General features: G+C 72.5%; 14 protein-coding genes and 1 tRNA gene. 9 read left to right on the plus strand and 6 right to left on the minus strand.

Annotated elements, in window-relative coordinates:
- Both AC1Q49_RS04805 and AC1Q49_RS04810 read left to right on the plus strand, forming a co-directional pair.
- A complete protein-coding gene (locus tag AC1Q49_RS04805) occupies positions 1-1,623 on the plus strand; it encodes a DNA polymerase Y family protein (protein WP_492491101.1) in 1,623 nt (540 codons plus the stop codon).
- The gene (locus tag AC1Q49_RS04810) at positions 1,623-5,117 is read left to right on the plus strand and encodes an error-prone DNA polymerase (RefSeq protein WP_492491102.1); all 3,495 of its coding nucleotides are present in this window, start codon (positions 1,623-1,625) and stop codon (positions 5,115-5,117) included. Before AC1Q49_RS04805 ends, AC1Q49_RS04810 begins: the two co-directional genes overlap by 1 nt.
- Before the next feature lie 128 nt (positions 5,118-5,245).
- Here AC1Q49_RS04810 and budA read toward each other — a convergent pair whose 3' ends face one another.
- Both budA and alsS read right to left on the minus strand, forming a co-directional pair.
- Positions 5,246-5,977 carry an acetolactate decarboxylase gene (gene budA / locus AC1Q49_RS04815; protein ID WP_492491103.1) on the minus strand — a complete coding sequence of 244 codons (732 nt, stop codon included), beginning with the start codon at positions 5,975-5,977 and terminating at the stop codon, positions 5,246-5,248.
- A gap of 44 nt (positions 5,978-6,021) precedes the next feature.
- Positions 6,022-7,779, minus strand: coding sequence for an acetolactate synthase AlsS (gene alsS / locus AC1Q49_RS04820; RefSeq protein WP_061782286.1), 1,758 nt, complete (start codon positions 7,777-7,779; stop codon positions 6,022-6,024).
- Between the two features lie 107 nt (positions 7,780-7,886).
- Here alsS and AC1Q49_RS04825 point away from each other — a divergent pair, with 107 nt between their 5' ends.
- Both AC1Q49_RS04825 and poxB read left to right on the plus strand, forming a co-directional pair.
- Complete coding sequence (locus AC1Q49_RS04825) at positions 7,887-8,810, plus strand: LysR family transcriptional regulator (RefSeq protein WP_223848880.1); 924 nt, start codon at positions 7,887-7,889, stop codon at positions 8,808-8,810.
- Positions 8,811-8,962: 152 nt separating this feature from the next.
- Positions 8,963-10,702 carry a ubiquinone-dependent pyruvate dehydrogenase gene (gene poxB, locus AC1Q49_RS04830; protein ID WP_492491104.1) on the plus strand — a complete coding sequence of 580 codons (1,740 nt, stop codon included), beginning with the start codon at positions 8,963-8,965 and terminating at the stop codon, positions 10,700-10,702.
- On the opposite strand, the gene AC1Q49_RS04835 is transcribed toward poxB, so the two are convergent.
- Positions 10,584-11,630, minus strand: coding sequence for a DMT family transporter (locus tag AC1Q49_RS04835; RefSeq protein ID WP_492491105.1), 1,047 nt, complete (start codon positions 11,628-11,630; stop codon positions 10,584-10,586). The genes poxB and AC1Q49_RS04835 overlap by 119 nt on opposite strands.
- A 71-nt stretch (positions 11,631-11,701) precedes the next feature.
- Here AC1Q49_RS04835 and AC1Q49_RS04840 point away from each other — a divergent pair, with 71 nt between their 5' ends.
- The 5 genes from AC1Q49_RS04840 (at position 11,702) to AC1Q49_RS04860 (ending at position 16,631) form a co-directional block, all read left to right on the plus strand.
- Positions 11,702-12,598, plus strand: coding sequence for a LysR family transcriptional regulator (locus AC1Q49_RS04840; RefSeq protein ID WP_101305885.1), 897 nt, complete (start codon positions 11,702-11,704; stop codon positions 12,596-12,598).
- A 60-nt stretch (positions 12,599-12,658) separates the two neighbouring features.
- Complete coding sequence (locus tag AC1Q49_RS04845) at positions 12,659-12,877, plus strand: PLDc N-terminal domain-containing protein (RefSeq protein ID WP_205282542.1); 219 nt, start codon at positions 12,659-12,661, stop codon at positions 12,875-12,877.
- A gap of 95 nt (positions 12,878-12,972) precedes the next feature.
- The gene (locus AC1Q49_RS04850; RefSeq protein ID WP_492491106.1) at positions 12,973-15,384 is read left to right on the plus strand and encodes an acyltransferase family protein; all 2,412 of its coding nucleotides are present in this window, start codon (positions 12,973-12,975) and stop codon (positions 15,382-15,384) included.
- Positions 15,385-15,397: 13 nt separating this feature from the next.
- A tRNA-Arg gene (locus AC1Q49_RS04855) sits at positions 15,398-15,472 on the plus strand.
- A gap of 247 nt (positions 15,473-15,719) precedes the next feature.
- A complete protein-coding gene (locus AC1Q49_RS04860; protein ID WP_492491107.1) occupies positions 15,720-16,631 on the plus strand; it encodes a G5 domain-containing protein in 912 nt (303 codons plus the stop codon).
- A 40-nt stretch (positions 16,632-16,671) separates the two neighbouring features.
- On the opposite strand, the gene AC1Q49_RS04865 is transcribed toward AC1Q49_RS04860, so the two are convergent.
- The 3 genes from AC1Q49_RS04865 to AC1Q49_RS04875 form a co-directional block, all read right to left on the minus strand.
- The gene (locus AC1Q49_RS04865; protein ID WP_219879555.1) at positions 16,672-17,115 is read right to left on the minus strand and encodes a hypothetical protein; all 444 of its coding nucleotides are present in this window, start codon (positions 17,113-17,115) and stop codon (positions 16,672-16,674) included.
- Between the two features lie 107 nt (positions 17,116-17,222).
- Entirely contained in the window at positions 17,223-17,621 is a 399-nt protein-coding gene (locus AC1Q49_RS04870) for an ester cyclase (protein ID WP_492491108.1), read from the minus strand.
- A 44-nt stretch (positions 17,622-17,665) separates the two neighbouring features.
- A complete protein-coding gene (locus tag AC1Q49_RS04875; protein WP_492491109.1) occupies positions 17,666-18,445 on the minus strand; it encodes an SDR family NAD(P)-dependent oxidoreductase in 780 nt (259 codons plus the stop codon).

The following is an 18,445-nucleotide window of genomic DNA, read 5'->3' on the forward strand; positions in this document are numbered from 1 at the left end:
ATGGATGCCGATGTCCGGGGCGGCCCGGCGCCTCCGCGCAGTCTGGTCGTCTGGGTGCCCGACTGGCCGATCGTCGCGCTCACCCGCGACGGCGACGACCCGCTGGACGCCGACGGGCCCATCGCCGTGTTCGAGAAGGGGATGGTCGTCGCCTGCTCGGCGGCGGCGCGCGCCGAGGGCGTCCGGCGACGGATGCGTCGCCGCGATGCGCAGGCCCGCTGTCCGCAGCTGACGGTGGTGGATGCCGACGCCGTGCGCGATCATCGGGCGTTCGGGCCCGTGATCGCGGCGATCGAGGAGGCCGCACCGAACGTGCAGGTGATGCAGCCCGGACTGTGCGCCCTGCACGCGCGCGGGCCGGCGCGCTATTTCGGCGGTGAGGCCGCGGCGGCGACGGTGCTCGCGGGCGCCGTGGCGAGCCTCGGCGTCGATGACGTGCGGGTGGGCATCGCCGACGGCACCTTCACCGCCCAGCAGGCGGCCCGCGGCGGCACGCGCCGGGAGGAACCGGTGCGGATCGTGCCGGCCGGTTCGGCCGCGGCCTTCCTCTCGCCGCTGCCGGTGGGGGTGCTCGACGAGGAGCTGGCCTCGCTGTTCGGCCGGCTCGGGGTGCAGACGCTGGGCGAGGTCGCGGCCCTCGGCGCCGACCGGCTCGTCGAGCGGTTCGGCGCGCGCGGTCAGCGGCTGCACGCGCTGGCCGCCGGCCGCGACCCGCGCCCGGTGACGGCGCGCACGCCGCCGCCCGAGCTGCACCGCGAGGTCGCGTTCGAGCCCCCGGTCGAGACCGCGGACCAGGTCGCGTTCGCCCTGCGGATGCCGGCCGCGGAGTTCGTCTCCCGGCTCGGGGAGCAGGGGCTCGTCTGCACCGAGCTGCGTGTCGTGCTCACCGGCGACCGCGGGGAGCGCAGCGAACGCGTGTGGCTGCATCCCGGGGCTTTCGACGCCGCCGCGGTGGTCGACCGGGTGCGCTGGCAGCTCGCCGAGCAGGGCGCGGCGACGGGCGCCGGGGGCACGAGCGGCGCCGGGGGCGCCGGGCGCGGCGGGACGGGACGGGCGCTTCGCAGCGCGGTCGTGCGGGTGCGCATCGAGCCCGAGGCGGTGGATGCCGCCGCCCACCACACCGCGCGGCTGTTCGGGTCGGGTCCCGAGGAGCGCGTGCATCGCGCGCTCTCGCGCGTGCAGGCGATGCTCGGACACCAGGGCGTGCTCACTCCCGCGGTCGGCGGCGGTCGGTGGCTCGCGGAACGACAGCGGCTCGTGCCCTGGGGCGACGTCGCCGCCGATCTGCGCACGGGCGAGCGTCCCTGGCCGGGGAGCCTTCCCGATCCGCTGCCGACGACGGTGTTCGCCGAGGGGATGCCGGTCGCGGTGCTGGATGCCGACGGCGACATGATCGCCGTGGATGCCCGCGGGGAGCCGACCGCCGTCCCCGCGGCGATCGAGCTCGGCGGGCGGCGCCGCGGCATCCGCACCTGGGCGGGACCGTGGCCGGTGATCGAACGCGCGTGGGATCCCGAGCGGGCGCGGCGGGCGCACCGCTTCCAGGTGGTCGACGTCGCGGAGGGCGCCTGGCTGCTGGTGTGCGAGGAAGGCGTCTGGCAGATCGAGGGGAGGTACGACTGATGGGGTTCAACAATCCGTCGGTCCGCTGGTCGGAGATGGCGCGCCTGCTCGGTGCGCCGGTGATCGGCGGCGACCCCGCACCGGACGGCGGCGACGGCCCCGCCTTCTCCCGCAAGCGCGGTGCCTACGAGCGGCCGCCGATCGAGCGGCCCACGGATGCCGTGCCGTACGCCGAGCTGCACGCGCACTCGTCGTTCTCGTTCCTCGACGGGGCGTCCTCGCCCGCCGAGCTCGCCGAGGAGGCGGAGCGGCTGGGCCTGCACGCCCTCGCGATCACCGACCACGACGGCTTCTACGGGATCGTGCGTTTCGCGGAGGCCGCCGAGCAGCTTCAGGTGAAGACCGTGTTCGGGGCGGAGCTCTCGCTCGGGGCAAGCGGCGGCGCGGGGGAAGGGGCGGGGCGTGCGACGGGCCTGCTCGCCGGTCCGAGTGCCGCGCGGGCCGGGGCGCCCGACCCCGCCGGATCGCACCTGCTCGTGCTCGCCCGCGGCGAGGAGGGCTACCACCGGCTGGCGGCGGCTCTCACCCACGCACAGCTCGCCGGCGGGGAGAAAGGGCGGCCCTGGTACGACCTCGACGACCTCGCCGCGCGCGCCGACGGGCACTGGGCGATCCTCACCGGATGCCGCAAGGGCGCGGTGCGTCAGGCGCTCGCCGCCGGGGGAGCCGATGCCGCGGCCGCCGCGCTCGACCGGCTCGTCGCGCTGTTCGGCGCCGACGCGGTGAACGTCGAGCTGATCGACCACGGCGCCCCCACCGACACCCGCGACAACGACGTGCTCGCCGCGCTCGCCGCCGCGCGCTCGCTCCCGGTGCTGGCGAGCAACAACGTGCATTACGCGGTGCCCGACCGCGTGCACCTGGCGGCCGCCGTCGCAGCGGTGCGCGCCAATCGCGGCCTCGACGAGCTCGACGGCTGGCTGCCGTCGCACGCGAGCGCGCATCTGCGTTCGGGCGCCGAGATGACGCGGCGGTTCCGCCGCTACCCGGGCGCGGTCGCCCGCACGGTCACGCTCGCCGACGAGCTCGCCTTCCCCCTGCGCCGCGCCAAGCCGGCCCTGCCGAAGATGGCCGTCCCCGACGGGCACACGCCGATGTCGTGGCTGCGCACCCTCGTGTGGGAGGCCGTGCCGCGCAAGTATCCCGACCTCACCGAGAAGAACCGTGCGCGCATCGAACGCGAGCTCGACGTCATCGCGCAGAAGGACTTCCCGGGCTACTTCCTCATCGTCCACGGCATCGTCGCCGAGGCCCGTCGCCGCGGCATCCTGTGTCAGGGACGGGGCTCGGCCGCCAACAGCGCCGTCTGCTACCTGCTGGACATCACGGCGATCGACTCGATCTACTACGACCTGCCGTTCGAGCGGTTCCTGTCCGCGATGCGCGAGGAGGAGCCCGACATCGACGTCGACTTCGACGCCGACCGGCGCGAGGAGATCATCCAGTGGGTGTTCGGCGAGTACGGGCGCGAGCGGGCGGCGCAGGTCGCGAACGTCATCCAGTACCGCCCGAAGAACGCGGTGCGCGACATGGCGAAGGCGCTCGGACACTCACCCGGTCAGCAGGACGCCTGGTCGAAGCAGGTCGAGCGGTGGGACGGCGCCGTCACGGGCTCGCACGACATCCCCGATCGCGTGCTCGAGTACGCCGCCGAGCTGTTGAAGGCGCCGCGACATCTCGGCATCCACTCGGGGGGCATGGTGCTCACCGAGCGTCCCGTGGGCGAGGTGGTGCCGATCGAGCACGCGCGGATGGAGAACCGCACCGTCATCCAGTGGGACAAGGACGACGCCGCGTGGATGGGGCTCGTGAAGTTCGACCTGCTGGGGCTCGGCATGCTCGCCGCGCTGCAGCACTGCTTCGATCTCATCGCCGACGCGACGGGGGAGCGGTGGACGCTCGACACCCTCCCCAAGGAGGAGGCCGCGGTCTACGACATGCTGTGCCGCGCCGACTCGATCGGGGTGTTCCAGGTGGAGTCCCGCGCGCAGATGGGGCTGCTGCCGCGGCTGCAGCCGCGGCGGTTCTACGACCTGGTGATCGAGATCGCCCTGATCCGGCCGGGGCCGATCCAGGGCGGCGCGGTGCACCCGTACGTGCGCCGCAAGCTGGGGCTGGAGGAGCCGACCTACGCCCACGAGAAGCTCCGACCGGTGCTGGAGCGGACCCTCGGCGTGCCGGTGTTCCAGGAGCAGCTCATGCAGATGGGGATGGCCGTCGGCGACCTCACCGGAGAGGATGCCGATGTGCTGCGCCGTGCCATGGGCTCCAAGCGCGGCATCGAGCGGATCGAGTCGGTGCGGCAGAAGCTGTACGACGGGATGGCGCGGCACGGGCTGGTCGGACAGGTCGCCGACGACATCTACGCGAAGATCCAGGCGTTCGCGAACTTCGGCTTCGCGGAGAGCCACTCGCTGTCGTTCGCGCTGCTCGTCTACGCGTCGTCGTGGCTCAAGCTGCACTACCCGGGCGCGTTCCTCGCCGCGCTGCTGCGTGCGCAGCCCATGGGCTTCTACTCCCCGGCGACCCTCACCGCCGACGCCCGCCGGCACGGTGTCGTCGTGCGTCGCCCCGATCTGCACGCCTCCGGGGTGGATGCCGGTCTCGAACCCCTCGACGAACCCGCTTCCCCGGTCGTCGACCCGGTCGTTGAGCGAGAGAGCGCAGCGAACGAGTCGAAACGCGTCCCCACCGGCATCCCCGCCTGCACCGACCGCCACCAGCCGCCGGTGCCGCCGTTCGATGCCGCCGCGCCCGACGCGTCGGCCGCCCATCGCCGGGACGGCCGTTTCGCCGTCCGACTGGGGCTGGCCGCGGTCACGGGGGTGGGAAAGCCCCTCGCGCAGCGCATCGTGTCGACGCGCGAGAGCGACGGCCCCTTCCGTGACCTCCGCGACCTCGTGCGGCGAACGGGCGCCACGGCCGCCCAGGTGGAGGCGCTGGCGACGGCGGGGGCGTTCGAGAGCCTGGGCATCACGCGGCGCCAGGGGCTCTGGCTGGCCGGCGATGCGGCCCAGGATCTGCCCGAGTTCCTTCCCGACTCTCTCGTCGCCGTGCAACCCCCGCTGTTCGGCGACCAGTCCACCTACGACGTGCTCGCCGCCGACCTCTGGGCCACGGGCATCTCCACCGACGACCATCCCCTCACGCATTACCGGGCGCCGCTGGATGCGCGCGGGGTGCTCACCTCTCGCGAACTGCGCACGCACGAGGTCGGGCGGCGGGTCGAGGTCGCGGGACTGGTGACGCACCGGCAGCGGCCCGCGACGGCATCCGGGATCACCTTCATCAACCTCGAGGACGAGCACGGCCTCGTCAACGTCATCTGCTCGAAGGGTGTCTGGGACCGCTATCGCCGGGTGCTGCGGGATGCGCCGGCGCTCATCGCGCGCGGCATCCTCGAGCGTTCACCCGAGGGCGTCACGAACCTCGTCGCCGACGCGTTCGAAGACCTGCGCGTCGGCGTGCGCCACCGCTCCCGCGACTTCCGCTGACCCCCACCCCCACCCCGCCGAGCCGCTATTCTCCGGCCGAGCCGCCATGGTCTGGACGGCCCGCGACGTAGCGGCTCGGCCACAGCATGGCGGCTCGCCGGAACGCGGGGCGCGCGCGGCGCGCGGGGTCAGGGGAGGGGAGCGTGCTGCTCGGTCTTCGCGAGCTGGGCGGCCAGGTCCTCGGGGGCGAGGGCGGCCTCGCGGAACTCCGTCGTCAACGGCAGGCGCAGATGCAGGTCGGTGCACAGGCACAGCTCGACCGTGCCGTGCTCGAGGGTGAAGTCGAGCACGTGGCCGCCGCGGGTGCGTCCGTCGTCGATGAAGTGCGCGTGGCATCCGGGCACGCCGATGCCCTGCTCGTACAGAGGCGTGCGGAAGGCGACGATCGTGCCGTCGACGTCGTCGAACTCGAGCACGGCGTCGTCGTCGGTCGCCTCCGTCATGGGGCGGTACGGCTTCTGCTGCCGGGTGACCGTCCGCGCCGTCACGCGGCGGAACCGCCCGGTGATGCGCAGCGCGTACATGTAGTTGGCCGACGCGGTGATCGCATCGATCGCGGCCGAGGCCACCGCGCGCGTGGCCCCGTCGGGCAGGGAGCGGGTGATCGTGGGGACGAAGTCGGTCACCACCGCATACGGCGTGGCGGAGTCGGCGGATGCCGCGGCCGCCGTGCCGTCGCCGCGCAGCCGGTACGCGACACCGTCGACGACCACCATCTCTCCGTCGAGGGCGTTGAACGTGCCGATGCCGAAGTCGCCGTGGCCGAGCAGCTCGCCGACGGTCATGTCGTCTTCGTAAATGCCGTCCAGCAGCGCGGCCATCAGGCTCGTCTGGAACAGGGTGTGGCGTTCAGCGCTCATGCGCGGTCCTTTCGGGACGAGAGGCGAGGAGGAGGAGGGGGAGGTCACAGCAGCACGTCGGCGAGGAGGTCGCCGCCGAGACGGCGGAGGTTGTCGCGGTAGTCGACGGGCACGTCGATGACGGACGGCCCAGGCTCAGCGAGGGCCGCGACGATCGTCGGGACGAGATCCTCGACCCGGGTCACGCGATGTCCGTGCGCCCCGAACGACTCGGCGAAGGCCACGACGTCGTAGGCGCCGAGCTCCACGGCCGCGGTGCGCCCGTACTTCTCGACCTGCTGGAACGCCACCATGTCGTACGCCGAGTCGTTGAAGACGATGTGCGTGAAGCTCGCCCCGACCCGCACCGCGGTCTCCAGCTCGACGGCGGAGTAGAGGAAGCCGCCGTCGCCCGAGACGGAGAGCACCGGGTCGCCCGCGTCGGCGAGACTCGCCGCGATCGCCCACGGGAGTGCCACCCCCAGCGTCTGCTGCCCGTTCGAGAACATCAACGAGCGCGGCCGGTAGGTGCGGAAGTGGCGCGCCATGTACAGGTAGTTCGACCCCACGTCGCAGAGCACGGTGGCCTCGTCGGGCAGGGCGGCGCGGATGCCGGCGACCACCGCGACCGGATCGAGACCGAACGCGTCGTCGTGGTGCGGGTCGCCGAGGTCGGTGTTCTCCGCCAGCCGCGTGCGTTCGCGTTCGACGATGACCGCCGTCGCCGCATCGCGCTGCGGGATGCCGCCGCGCGTGTGCAGCGCGCGCGTCAGATCGGTGAGCGTGGTGGCCAGGTCGCCGAGGAGCTCGACGTCCGGCCGGTAGTCGTTGTCGATGTCGGCCGCGACGGTGTCCACGTGCACGATCCGGCGTTCCTTGCCGAGGTTCCACTCGGCGGGCACGAACTCCACCGGGTCGTAGCCGAGCGTCAGCACGAGATCGGCGTGGTGCAGAAGGACGTCGCCCGGCTGGTTGCGGGCGAAGCCGACGCGGCCCAGGTAGTGGTCCTCGAGGTCGCGCGAGATGATCCCTGCGGCCTGGAACGTCTCGACCACCGGCAGGCCCGTCGCGCGCAGCAGCGCGTGCAGCGCGTCGACCGTGCGCGGGTCGCCGCTACGCGCCCCCGCCAGCACGACCGGGAACCGCGCCTCGCGCAGCAGCGCCGCGGCCCGGTCGACGGAGTCGGCGGCCGCCCCGCCCACCGCCGCCGGCACGATCGGCTCGGTGAAGCCGACGGCGGTCGTCGCGGTCGACACGTCGTAGGGGAGCACGACGGCCGCCGCGCCGCGCGGCTCCCGCGTGGCGGCGCGGAACGCGTTGACGATCGCTTCGGCGACGTTGTCGGCCGCGGTGACCTCGGCGGCCGAGACGGTCACCGTCTGCAGCATGCCGACGGCATCCATCGCCTGATGGGCCCGCTTGAGGTGCTGCGACCGTGAGACGGCGCCGCAGATCGCGACGACGGGGTCGCCCTCGGTCGTCGCCGTCAGCAGTCCCGTCGCGAGGTTCGCCGTGCCGGGCCCGCTCGTGACGAGGACGACGCCCGGGATGCCGGTGAGACGCCCCACCGCGGCGGCCATGAAGACGGCGTTCTGCTCGGTGCGGCAGGTGATCAACTGCGGTGCGCCGGCGACGCCCTGTACGGCGGCGAGGGCGTCGAAGACGGGGTCGATCTTGGCGCCCGGGACGCCGAACACCCAGCGCACGCCGTGGGCGCGCAGCACCTCGACGACACGGTCGGCGGCACGGGTCCCGACGGGCGGGGCGGTGACGGCGGCGGTGGCAGCCGCTGGGGACGGGGCGAGGACCGGCGCGATGCTCATGACTCCATGCTCCGCCCGGCGAGCGGTGCGAGGAAGACGGCGTTCGCGATGCGACTCATCTGCTGCGCAGATGATTTCGGGCTGCACGGAGGGAGGATGATCGAGATATGGATGTGCGTCACCTCTCCGTGTTCGTCGCGGTCGCGCAGGAGTTGAGCTTCACGCGCGCCGCCGATCGCCTGCTGCTGGCGCAGTCGGCGGTCTCGACGACCGTGCGCGATCTCGAACGCGAACTGGGGGTCGAGCTGTTCGACCGTTCGCATCGGCAGATCCGCCTGACGGGTGCGGGTGAGGAGCTGCTGACCCGCGCGCAGCAGGTCCTCGAGCAGGTGCGCGAGCTCGGGGAAGCCGTCGCGGCGGCGGCCACCGAACTGCGCGGCGCCGTCACCATGGGGCTCATGACGGGGGTCGACCTCGTCGACGTTCCGGGGCTGCTGGGTCGCTATCACGAGCGGCATCCGGCCGTCGCGGTGCAACTGCGGGCGACCGGGCTCGGCTCGACGGGCCTGGTGGCGCAGTTGGAGAGGGGTGAGATCGACGTGGCGCTCCTCTCCGTCGTTGACGGGCTTCCCGCGACCCTGCGGGGCGAGGTCGTCGCCTCGTCGCCGTACGTGCTCGTCGTGCCGGACGGCCACCCCGCGGCAGACCGCGACCGCGTCGCTCTCGGCGAGCTGGAGGGGGAGAGCTTCATCGACCTCCCGCCCGGTTACGGCTCGCGACGCATCGTCGACGACGCGTTCGCCCACGCCGGAGTGTCGCGACGTGTGCTCATCGAGGTCGCCGATCTCTCGACGGCGGCGACCTACGTGCCGCAGGGCCTCGGTCTGGCCATCGTGCCGGAGTTCGCGGCGGCCGCGGCATCCGCGAGGGCGTCGGCGGCGCACCGCGGTCGGATGCCGGTGCGCACCGTGCCGCTGGACGGCGCCGTACCCGCGTTCGCCGTCTCGCTCGCGTGGGCGCGGCGACGTCCGCTCAGCTCCGCCGCGCAGGCGCTCGTCGAGCTCTTGCGCAGCGAGCTGCTCCCCGCGTGAGGCCGCCACGCGCGGGTGGCGGGGGTGGGGCGTTTCGACTCGGGCCTGTGGCCCTCGCTCAACGACCGGGAGGCGGCCAGGTCCCAGCGGGCGCGCACGTTTCGACCGACGTCGAGGCCCGCCGTGCCGACAAGCGGCGTAGCGTCGAGGGCATGGCGAATGTTGCGGACTTCTTCATCAAGACTCTCAAGCGTGCCGGCGTCACCCGCATCTGGGGGCTCCCCGGCGACTCGCTCAACGCGTTCACCGACGCGCTGCGCCGCGACAGCGCCGGCGACGCGATCCGCTGGATGCACATGCGCCACGAGGAGGCCGCGGCCTTCGCCGCCGGCGCCGAGGCCGAGCTCACCGGCGAGCTCGCCGTGGTCGCGGGCTCGTGCGGTCCGGGCAACCTGCACTTCATCAACGGCCTGTTCGACGCGAACCGCAACCGCGTGCCGCTGCTGGCGATCGCATCCCACATCCCTTCGGCCGAGATCGGCAGCACCTACTTCCAGGAGACGCACCCGCAGGAGCTGTTCCGCGAATGCAGCGTCTACACCGAGCTCGTCGCCGACCCGTCCCAGCTGCCGTGGGTGCTGGAGATCGCCATGCGCACCGCGGTCGAGAAGCGCGGGGTCGCGGTGGTGGTCGTCCCCGGCGACGTGTTCTTCGCCGACGCGCCCGACCGCCGTCCCACCGCCCCGATCCGGGCGACGGGCTCGACCGTGCTGCCCGCGGCATCCGCCCTGGCCGCCACCGCGACGGCGCTCAACGACGCGAAGAAGGTGACGATCCTCGCCGGATCGGGTGTCGCCGGCGCGCACGACGAGGTGCTGGCCCTCGCCGAGGCGCTCCAGGCGCCGATCGTGCACGCCCTGCGCGGCAAGGAGCACATCGAGTGGGACAACCCGCACGACGTCGGGATGACGGGACTGCTGGGCTTCGCCTCGGGCTACAAGGCGATGGAGTCGTGCGACACGCTCCTGATGCTCGGCACCGATTTCCCGTACCGGCAGTTCTACCCGTCGAAGGCGACGGTCATCCAGGTGGACGTCCGCGGCGAGCAGCTGGGGCGGCGCACGCCCATCGACGTCGGCCTCGTCGGCGGGGTGAAGGAGACGGCGAACGCGCTGCTGCCGCTGCTGCAGCGGGACCGCTCCTCGTCGCACCTCGAGGAGAGCGTCGCGCACTACCGCAAGACCCGCGAGCGGCTGGACGATCTCGCCATCGACGACGGCAAGGCGCCCGTGCGGCCCGAGTACGTCGCCCGCGTCATCGACGAGCTCGCCGCCGAGGATGCCGTGTTCACGGCCGATGTCGGAAGCCCGGTGATCTGGGCCGCGCGCTATCTGCGCATGAACGGGCGCCGGCGGCTCATCGGTTCCTTCGCCCACGGGTCGATGGCCAACGCCATGCCGCAGGCGCTCGGAGCGCAGGGTGTCGACCGGTCGCGTCAGGTGATCGCGCTCGCCGGGGACGGCGGCCTCGCGATGCTGCTGGGCGATCTGCTGTCGATCCGCCAGAACGACCTGCCGGTGAAGATCGTGGTCTTCAACAACTCCTCGCTGAACTTCGTCGAGCTGGAGATGAAGGCCGCCGGCATCGTGAACTTCGGCACCGGGCTCGAGAACCCGAGCTTCGCGGCGATCGCGGAGGCGATGGGCATCACCGGCATCCGCGTCGAGAAGGCGAGCGAGCTGCGCGGCGCCGTCGCGCAGGCCCTCGCCGTCGACGGGCCGGTGCTGATCGACGTGGTCACCGCCCGGCAGGAGCTCGCGATCCCGCCCGCGATCACGCTCGCTCAGGCGAAGGGGTTCTCGCTGTGGGCGCTGCGGACGGTGCTGTCGGGTCGGGGCGACGAGCTGATCGACCTCGCCGAGACCAACGTGTGGCGCCGTCTGTTCCACTGACCGCTCGGGCGGTGCGGTGCGGCTCACCCGCCGCCTCGCGGCGACCGAGGCGGTGGCGGCGCTCGATCGCCTGACCCGCGTAGCTGGCGGCGACGATGAGGGCCGCGCCGCCGATGCCGACGACCCCGATCGCCTCCCCGCCGAGGGCCACGCCCACGACGAGCGCCCACACCGGCTCGGTGCCCATGAGCATGCTCGCCCGCGCGGCGGAGGTGCGCCGCACCGCCCACAGCTGCACGACGAACGCGAAGACCGAGCAGAGCAGCCCGAGGAAGACGACGTCGGCGACGGCCGCGGCATCCAGCGCGCCGACCGCGCGGGGCAGCGCCGGGCCCGCGAGGAGGGTGAACGCGGCGCTGCCGACGACCAGCTGCACGAACACGACGCCGAGCGAGCCGTCGGCGCGTGAGCGCGTGAGGTGGCCGCTCGCGGTGACGTGCACGGCGCGGACCACAGCGGCCGCGATGACGAGAAGGTCACCGGCGGTGGGTGGGCGGATGCCGTCGCCGGAGACGAGCAGGGCGACGCCGACGACGGCGGCGACGGCCGCGACGAAGTAGGAGCGCGGCAGCCAGACCCGCGAGACGATCCCCTCGAGCGCGGGCGTCATCACGAGGGCCAGGCTGATGAGCAGGCCCGCATTGGTCGCCGAGGTCAGGCTCACTCCCCAGGTCTCCAGGCCGATGATCGCGGCCTGCGAGATGCCGAGGATCACGGCGATGAGCAGGCCGCGTCCGCGGGGCAGGCGCTGTCGCGCGAGCAGGCACAGGATGCCGGCGCCCGCCGCGGCGACGAGGAAGCGCAGCGCGTTGGCGCTCGGGACGCCGGTGACGGCGATGAGGTCCTTGGCGGCGAGGAAGCTCGCGCCCCACACGACGGCGACGGCGAGGAGGGCGAGGTCGACGAGGAGGTCGGCGCGCCGTGTCATGGAGTCAGAGTGGCAGGATCCGGCGTGAAGAACATCGGGCAATGTCTTCATCGATGTGTTAGAGATTGCTTATGGATCCGATGCGGCTGCGGCTGCTCCGCGAGCTCGGCGACCGGGGGAGCGTGACCGCGGTCGCCGCCGCGCTGCACGTCAGTGCGTCGGCCGTGTCGCAGCAGCTGGCGATCCTGCAGGCGGACGTCCCGGTGCCGCTCACCGTGAAGCAGGGGCGCACGCTCGTGCTCACGGATGCCGGGCGCGCGCTGGCCGCAGCGGGGATGCGGGTGGAGGAAGCCCTGGTGCTCGCGCGGGAGAGCGTCGGCGCCTACCTGGCGCACGACCCGACGCCGGTGCGCGTCTCGGCGTTCCACAGCGCCGGCGTCGCCCTGTTCGGACCGCTGCTGGCCGCGGTCGGCGGCGATGCCGTCGCGTTCGCCGACGCGGATGTCGCACGGGAGGACTTCGCCGGTCTCACCGCCGATCACGATCTGGTGATCGCGCACCGGCTCGCCCACGATCCGCCCTGGCCGCGCGAGCGGGTGCGGGTCACGCCGCTGTTCGCCGAGCCCCTCGACGTCGCCCTTCCCGCGGCCCATCCGTTGGCGGCCCGAGACGCGATCACCCCCGCGGAGCTGCGCGGTCAGACGTGGATCTCGACCCATGACGGTTTCCCGCTGGCCGGGGTGCTCCATGCCATCGCCGCGGTCGGCGGCGAGCCTCCCGTGATCGGTCACCGGGTCAACGAGTTCTTCGTCGCGGCCCAGATCGTGCGTGCGGGCGCGGCGATCGCGATCATGCCGCGCTACACCGCCCGGGCCCTCGCGACGGAGGGCATGGTGCTGCGCCCGGTCGCCGGGCTCGCGCTGGTGCGCCACGTCGACGTGCTCGCTCGTCCCGACGCGCTCGCCCGCGCGGCGGTCCGCCGCGTGCTCGGTGCGCTCGCTGACATCGCCGCCGATCTCGCACGGTGAGACTGCGGGATTTCGGGCCGACCCCGTGAGTTCCGTCGCCGTGTCGGGCATGCTGGGGGCATGGTGGTCTCCGGCTGGCACGTCCTGATTCTGATCGCGGTGCTCGCGGGCATCGCGTTGTTCATCGCGGCCGTCGTCAGCATCGCCTCGTCGGCGGCGACGAGCCTGGAGAAGACGCTCTGGATCCTCGTCACACTGATGTTCCCGCTCATGGGTCCGATCGTGTGGTTCGCCGTCGGGCGGCGTTCGATCGTCGCCAATCCTGCCGAGCGACGTTGAGCGGTGTCGAGCGGCGGATCGCGGTCCTGCGCCGTCGCAGTGGGAGCGCTCCCTTAGGCTGAGTCCAGCCCCTCTTCCCGTCCCCGGTCTCCTCCGTGCCTCTACGTCGCGACATCCAAGGTCTGCGCGCGCTCGCCGTGCTGGCCGTCATCGGCGCGCACGCCGCCGGCTGGCCGCGGGGCGGGTTCGCCGGTGTCGACGTGTTCTTCGTGATCTCCGGTTTCGTCATCACCGGGATGCTGCTGCGCGAGCAGCGGGAGACGGGCCGCATCCGCTTGGCGCGCTTCTACGGCCGGCGGGCCCGGCGGCTGCTGCCGGCCGCGCTCGTCACGGTCGGGGCGGTCGTCGGTGCCGCGTTCGCCCTCTTCGGTCGTGCGCGGGCCGAACAGGTGCTGTGGGACGGTGTCTCGGCGCTGCTGCTGGTGTCGAACTGGCGGTTCACGCAGCAGGGCACCGACTACTTCCACGCGGGCGATGCCGTGTCGCCGCTGCAGAACTTCTGGTCGCTGTCGGTCGAGGAGCAGTTCTACCTCGTGTGGCCCGGCCTTCTCATCGTGTCGCTGCTGTTCGTGCCCGCCGTCGCGCGCCGCGGCCGGGCGGTCGCCGCGGTGGTGGGGGCGTGGGCCGTCGTCGTGATCGCGGCATCCTTCGGCTGGGCGCTGCTGCAGGGGGCGTCGGCGCCGACGGCGGCGTACTTCTCGACAGCGACCCGGGCGTGGGAGTTCGCTCTGGGCGCCCTGCTCGCCGCCGGGGTGCCGGTGCTGCGTCGGATTCCCGCGGCCGCCGCGGCCCTGCTGGCCTGGATCGGCGTCGCCGGTGTCGTCGCATCGCTCCTGCTCATCGACCCCGCGAGTGTGGGCTTTCCCGGACCGTGGGCTGCCGCGCCGACGGCCGCGACCGCGCTGGCGCTCGCCGGCGGCGTCGCCGCATCGCCGCAGGCGCTGTTCCCGTGGACGAACCCGCTGGCGGTCGTCGTCGGCAACGCCTCGTACTCGCTCTATCTGTGGCATTTCCCCGTGGTCGTGTTCGCCGCCGCCCTGCTTCCGGCGTCGCCCTGGTCGCTGCCGCTCACCCTCGCGATCGTCGCCGTGGTGGGCTTCGCGTCGTACGCGATCGTGGAGCAGCCGCTGCGCTACGCGCCGTTCCTGGGCGGCCGGGTTCCCGTGGCGGATGCGGGCGCGGACGCTGACGCGGCGCCGGGCGTGGGACTGGATGCCGCTCCGGCGACGGCCGGTCGAGTGGCGCCGGCTGCCCCCGCTCCGCGCACCCCCGAGATCGCGACGCGCCGACCCGCGGGGTGGCAGCCGGGCACCCGCTACTACCCGGGCGGCGCGCGCATGGTGGCCGAGGCTGCCGCACCGGACGCGGACGCGGTGCCGGCGGCATCCGTCGTCGAGGCGATCGTCGAGGAGCGGCTTCCGGAGCCGGAACCCGTCGCTCCGACACCGCCGGTCCTCGAGGCCGCCGGGGCGGTGGCGAGCGTTGCTCCGATGGTGGCCTGGCGGGAGCGGTTCCGCACGCAGGTGTCGCTCGCGACCGCGGGGCTGGTCGCCGCGGCGCTGCTGCTCGTGCTCGCCGTGCAGGTGCAGCAACCGCGTCCGGTTCCGCCGAGCGCCGACGCGGCCCAGGCGGCGCCCGTGATCGACGACCCGACGGCTGCGCTGCAGGCAGACCTGGCCGCCGCGGTGTCGGCGACGACCTGGCCGGAGCTGCATCCGTCGCTCGATGAGGTGATGGCCCAGTCGTCGGGGGCCAACCCGGCGCACGACTGCTTCGCGCCGACGCCGCTTCCGGATGCCGCGGCGTGCACGTGGGGGAGCGGCGACGCGCCGCGCCACCTCTACCTCGTGGGCGACTCGACGGCGATGGCCTACGCGCCGGCGCTGAAGGCGCTCGCCGAAGAGAGCGGGGGCGCGATCCGCGTCACCACCGTGGGGCTCTACGGATGCCGGTTCACGGACGTCTTGGTGCAGAACGACGACCCCGCGGTGATGCAGGCCTGCACGCAGCGGAAGAACGACGTCGCGGCGATGATCGCGGCCGACCAGCCCGAGAAGGTGCTCGTCTCGAACGCGTACACGCTGGGCCGCACCGCCGACGGGCGCGACCTCAGCGCGGCGGAGCTCACCGCCGCCGAGGCCGCGGAGATGGCACGCTACGGGATGCCGGGGCGCATCGTCTATCTCGAGGCTCCGCCGGAGGGTGCTCCGCTCGGCAATTGCTACACGCGCCTCGGCCCGCCCTACGCCTGTGCGACGAGCATCACGCCGACCTGGCGCGACATGCAGGCGGCGACGACCGCCGCGGTGGCGTCGTCCGGTGATCGCGTGGTGGATGCCCTGGCCTTCACCTGCTGGCAGGACGTGTGCCCGGCGTTCGCGGGGACGCTGCCCATCCGCTACGACCAGACCCATCTGACCGTCGCCTACTCCGCACACCTCGCGCCGTACCTGCGGTGGGCGCTGGATGGGGGCGGCGGGGCCGGTGCGGCGGCGCCGCCCGGGTAGAATCGACGCGCCAGCCTCTGTAGCTCAGTGGAAGAGCCACTCCGTCCTAAGGAGCGGGTCGGGGGTTCGAATCCCTCCAGGGGCACCACAGTATTCCCCCTATTTCGTGTTCCGATTTGCGGCCATTCCTCTCAGGATCGCTCCTGCTGGCAGATGAAACGCGATGAGCACCCCTATCGGATTGCGGTGGAGGGCGCCCTCCTCGCAGGGGAGCATTTCCGCGGTGGCTGATGTGTCAGGAGATCCCGGGAATACATCCGGCCAGCGCCGGTTTCCGCAACGGCGTCGGAACATTAGAGTCTTCTCATCTGCTTGGTGCTCGACGAGGAGTGTGAATGCCCGACATCATGCCTGGGTGGTATCAGGACCCCTCGGGCTCCGAACAGCTGCGGTGGTGGGATGGTCGCCAGTGGACCGCACACGTCGCTCCGTCATCGGCGTCGACCCCGTCGACCTCGGGAGTGCGCCGAACGATGCGACCGTGGATGTGGATTCTCATCGGGCTGGGGATGCTGCTGGTTTCTGTGTTCTTGGCCCCGCTGGCGGCCTTGATATCTCTTGCCGTTCTGGTCACCGCGATCGTAGGCCTGAGTCGAGGGTCCCGTACCTGGCTGCGGCTGCGATCACGCAGGGCCGCCGTCGGCGCCGCGGCTGGCGCAGCCCTCGTCTTGGTACTTTCGGGGGCGGTCAATGCGGCGGGCACCCTCAATGCTCCACCGCAGCACATCGATTCCGGTGCGCACGGATTTGTTGCCGCCACGCCTTCACGCTCTGCCGGAACGGCGACATCAACTCCCACACCCACTCCCACGGCGATCGTTCGCGAAGAGGTTGTAGAGGAGGCGATTCCCTTCGACCGAGCGTCCATCGAGGATGCCAATATCGCTCGTGGACAGACCGCCATAACGACGACCGGACAGGATGGCAAACGCACGCTGACCTATCGAGTCACCTCGGTCGATGGAGTTGAAACGGCACGCGAACTGGTTTCGGACGTCGTCACGTTGGCTGCCGTGACGGAGGTGACGGTCGTCGGTACCTACGACCCGCCACCACCACCCCCAGCCGCAGCGGCGAGTGACTGCGACCCGAATTACGCGGACGCGTGCGTGCCGATTGCCAGTGACGTCGACTGCGCGTGGGGAAGCGGCAACGGACCCGCCTACTTCGACGGCGTCGCGCGTGTCGTCGGTCGCGACGTCTACGACCTCGACCGTGACGGCGATGGCCTGGCCTGTGAACGCTGAGCCGGCCCGCATCCGCATCGCGGGCGCGTCAACTCACTTCTCAGGGCGCTGCGGCGGTCGTCGGAGTCCAGGTCGGTGTCGGGAGCACGGCGAGTCCGGTGGGTTGAGGCCACCGATTCAGGCACGCGTATCCCGGCGGGCAGGGGTCCCGAACGCAGGCCGCTGCGGCCGGACCCCCGCTGTTCACCCACTCGGAGTGATCGAAGTCGGACACGTCGATGAGTGCTGAGAATTCGTGGTCACCGTGGGAGTCGGCCGCACGGATGGTGGCCGCGAACTGATCGCCGAGCGCTGCGGCCATCTCCTGTTCGCTGCGAGGCCCGATGGTGACCTGAAGGCCCGAGGGTGCCGCACCCACCGCGAACTCGAACCCCTCCGGAACGGCGGCGGATCCGGCGGCTGACCAGACGAGAGTGGCGCTGTCGTCGTCCTCGCCGTCCATCCGTTCGAGCGTGATGGAGGAGATCGTCACGGGAAGGCACATGCGAACGATCGTCGCCCCGTCCGCCCGCGCGAAGAAGACGGGGTCCGCGGCCCAGCTGTCACGTCGCTTCTCGCCGGCCCGCAGGCGATGTCGTCGACGACGCCGCGTCACGCCGCCAGCTGCGCCGCGACGGTGGCGGAGTCGATGAAGACGCGCTCGGCCACGACGCGGCCGTCGTGGTCGAAGGTGACCACCGCGATCATCTCGAGGTCGATGGTGCGTCCGGTGGCGGCGAACCCGCCGTAGACGCCGTCGTGGGTTCCGTCGAATCGCACCAGCATCGCGCCGGTGTCGCCCTCCTGGCCGAGCGGGGTGATCGTGGCGCGCAGATCGCTGAACGCGGCGAAGAGCGCCTCTTCTCGTTCCTGCAGGGCGTGCAGCCCGCTCTGCGCACCGGTCAGGGGGGAGTGGTAGGCGGCGGGCTCCGCCCACAGTGCGACGACGGCGGCCGGGTCGTGCGCGTTGACCGCGGCGGCAGCGGCGCGGGCGAACTCGTGGATGTGCATGGTGATCTCCTTCGATCGGGGTGAGGATGCCGGGGACCGGCGGTTCAGGGACGGACGGAACGTTCCGCGAGCGTGAGGGACAGCCGCTCGGGAAGTCGCGGGGCGAGCCAGGAGACGAGCGCGTTGCCGCGGCCGTCGACCACCGAGGGGCGGCCGCGTCGCAGGGCGCGCAGCGCCGTCTCGACGACCTGCTCGGGTGTGCGGCGCGTGCCGACGGAGGCCGCGTCGCCGGCCGTCGCGAAGAATGCGGTGTCGGTGGCGCCGGGGCAGAGGGCCAGCACGTCCACGCCGGTGCCGCGGGTCTCGCCCCACAGGGCGCGGGTGAAGGTGAGCACATACGCCTTCGAAGCGGAGTAGACGGCCATGTGGGGGACGGGCTGGAAGCCCGCGGTGCTCGCGACGTTGATGATCGTGCCCCGGCCCCGCGCGAGCATCGGCGGGAGCAGCAGCGCCGTGAGCGCGGTGAGGCTGTTGACGTTGACCGCGATCTGCGTGGTCGCTGAGCTCAGCGGCTGCGTCGCCACGTCACCGTGGATGCCGAGCCCCGCATTGTTGACGAGGGCGTCGACGGCGATCTTCTCGCGCTCGAGGCGGGCGACGAGCTCCTGCGCGGCATCCGGGCGGTCGAGGTCGTGCGCCATGACGGTCACGGACACCGCATGCCGTGCCCGGAGGTCGGCGGCGAGCTCGTCGAGCACGTCGGCGCGACGCGCGACGAGGACGAGGTCGGTGCCGAGGGCGGCGAAGCGGTGGGCGAAGGAGCGCCCGATTCCGGAGGAGGCTCCGGTGATCAGGGCGGTGGTCCCTGTGGTGATGGTGCGCAC

Source organism: Microbacterium sp. MPR-TSA4, from assembly GCF_058792815.1.

Excerpts from the sequence above, each read along its gene's own strand:
- budA (WP_492491103.1), bottom strand. The coding sequence starts at position 5,977 with ATGAGCGCTGAACGCCACACCCTGTTCCAGACGAGCCTGATGGCCGCG.
- AC1Q49_RS04825 (WP_223848880.1), top strand. The coding sequence starts at position 7,887 with ATGGATGTGCGTCACCTCTCCGTGTTCGTCGCGGTCGCGCAGGAGTTG.
- AC1Q49_RS04840 (WP_101305885.1), top strand. The coding sequence starts at position 11,702 with ATGGATCCGATGCGGCTGCGGCTGCTCCGCGAGCTCGGCGACCGGGGG.
- AC1Q49_RS04870 (WP_492491108.1), bottom strand. The coding sequence starts at position 17,621 with ATGCACATCCACGAGTTCGCCCGCGCCGCTGCCGCCGCGGTCAACGCG.
- AC1Q49_RS04835 (WP_492491105.1), bottom strand. The coding sequence starts at position 11,630 with ATGACACGGCGCGCCGACCTCCTCGTCGACCTCGCCCTCCTCGCCGTC.
- AC1Q49_RS04845 (WP_205282542.1), top strand. The coding sequence starts at position 12,659 with ATGGTGGTCTCCGGCTGGCACGTCCTGATTCTGATCGCGGTGCTCGCG.
- AC1Q49_RS04860 (WP_492491107.1), top strand. The coding sequence starts at position 15,720 with ATGCCCGACATCATGCCTGGGTGGTATCAGGACCCCTCGGGCTCCGAA.
- AC1Q49_RS04810 (WP_492491102.1), top strand. The coding sequence starts at position 1,623 with ATGGGGTTCAACAATCCGTCGGTCCGCTGGTCGGAGATGGCGCGCCTG.
- AC1Q49_RS04805 (WP_492491101.1), top strand. The coding sequence starts at position 1 with ATGGATGCCGATGTCCGGGGCGGCCCGGCGCCTCCGCGCAGTCTGGTC.
- AC1Q49_RS04865 (WP_219879555.1), bottom strand. The coding sequence starts at position 17,115 with ATGTGCCTTCCCGTGACGATCTCCTCCATCACGCTCGAACGGATGGAC.
- alsS (WP_061782286.1), bottom strand. The coding sequence starts at position 7,779 with ATGAGCATCGCGCCGGTCCTCGCCCCGTCCCCAGCGGCTGCCACCGCC.
- poxB (WP_492491104.1), top strand. The coding sequence starts at position 8,963 with ATGGCGAATGTTGCGGACTTCTTCATCAAGACTCTCAAGCGTGCCGGC.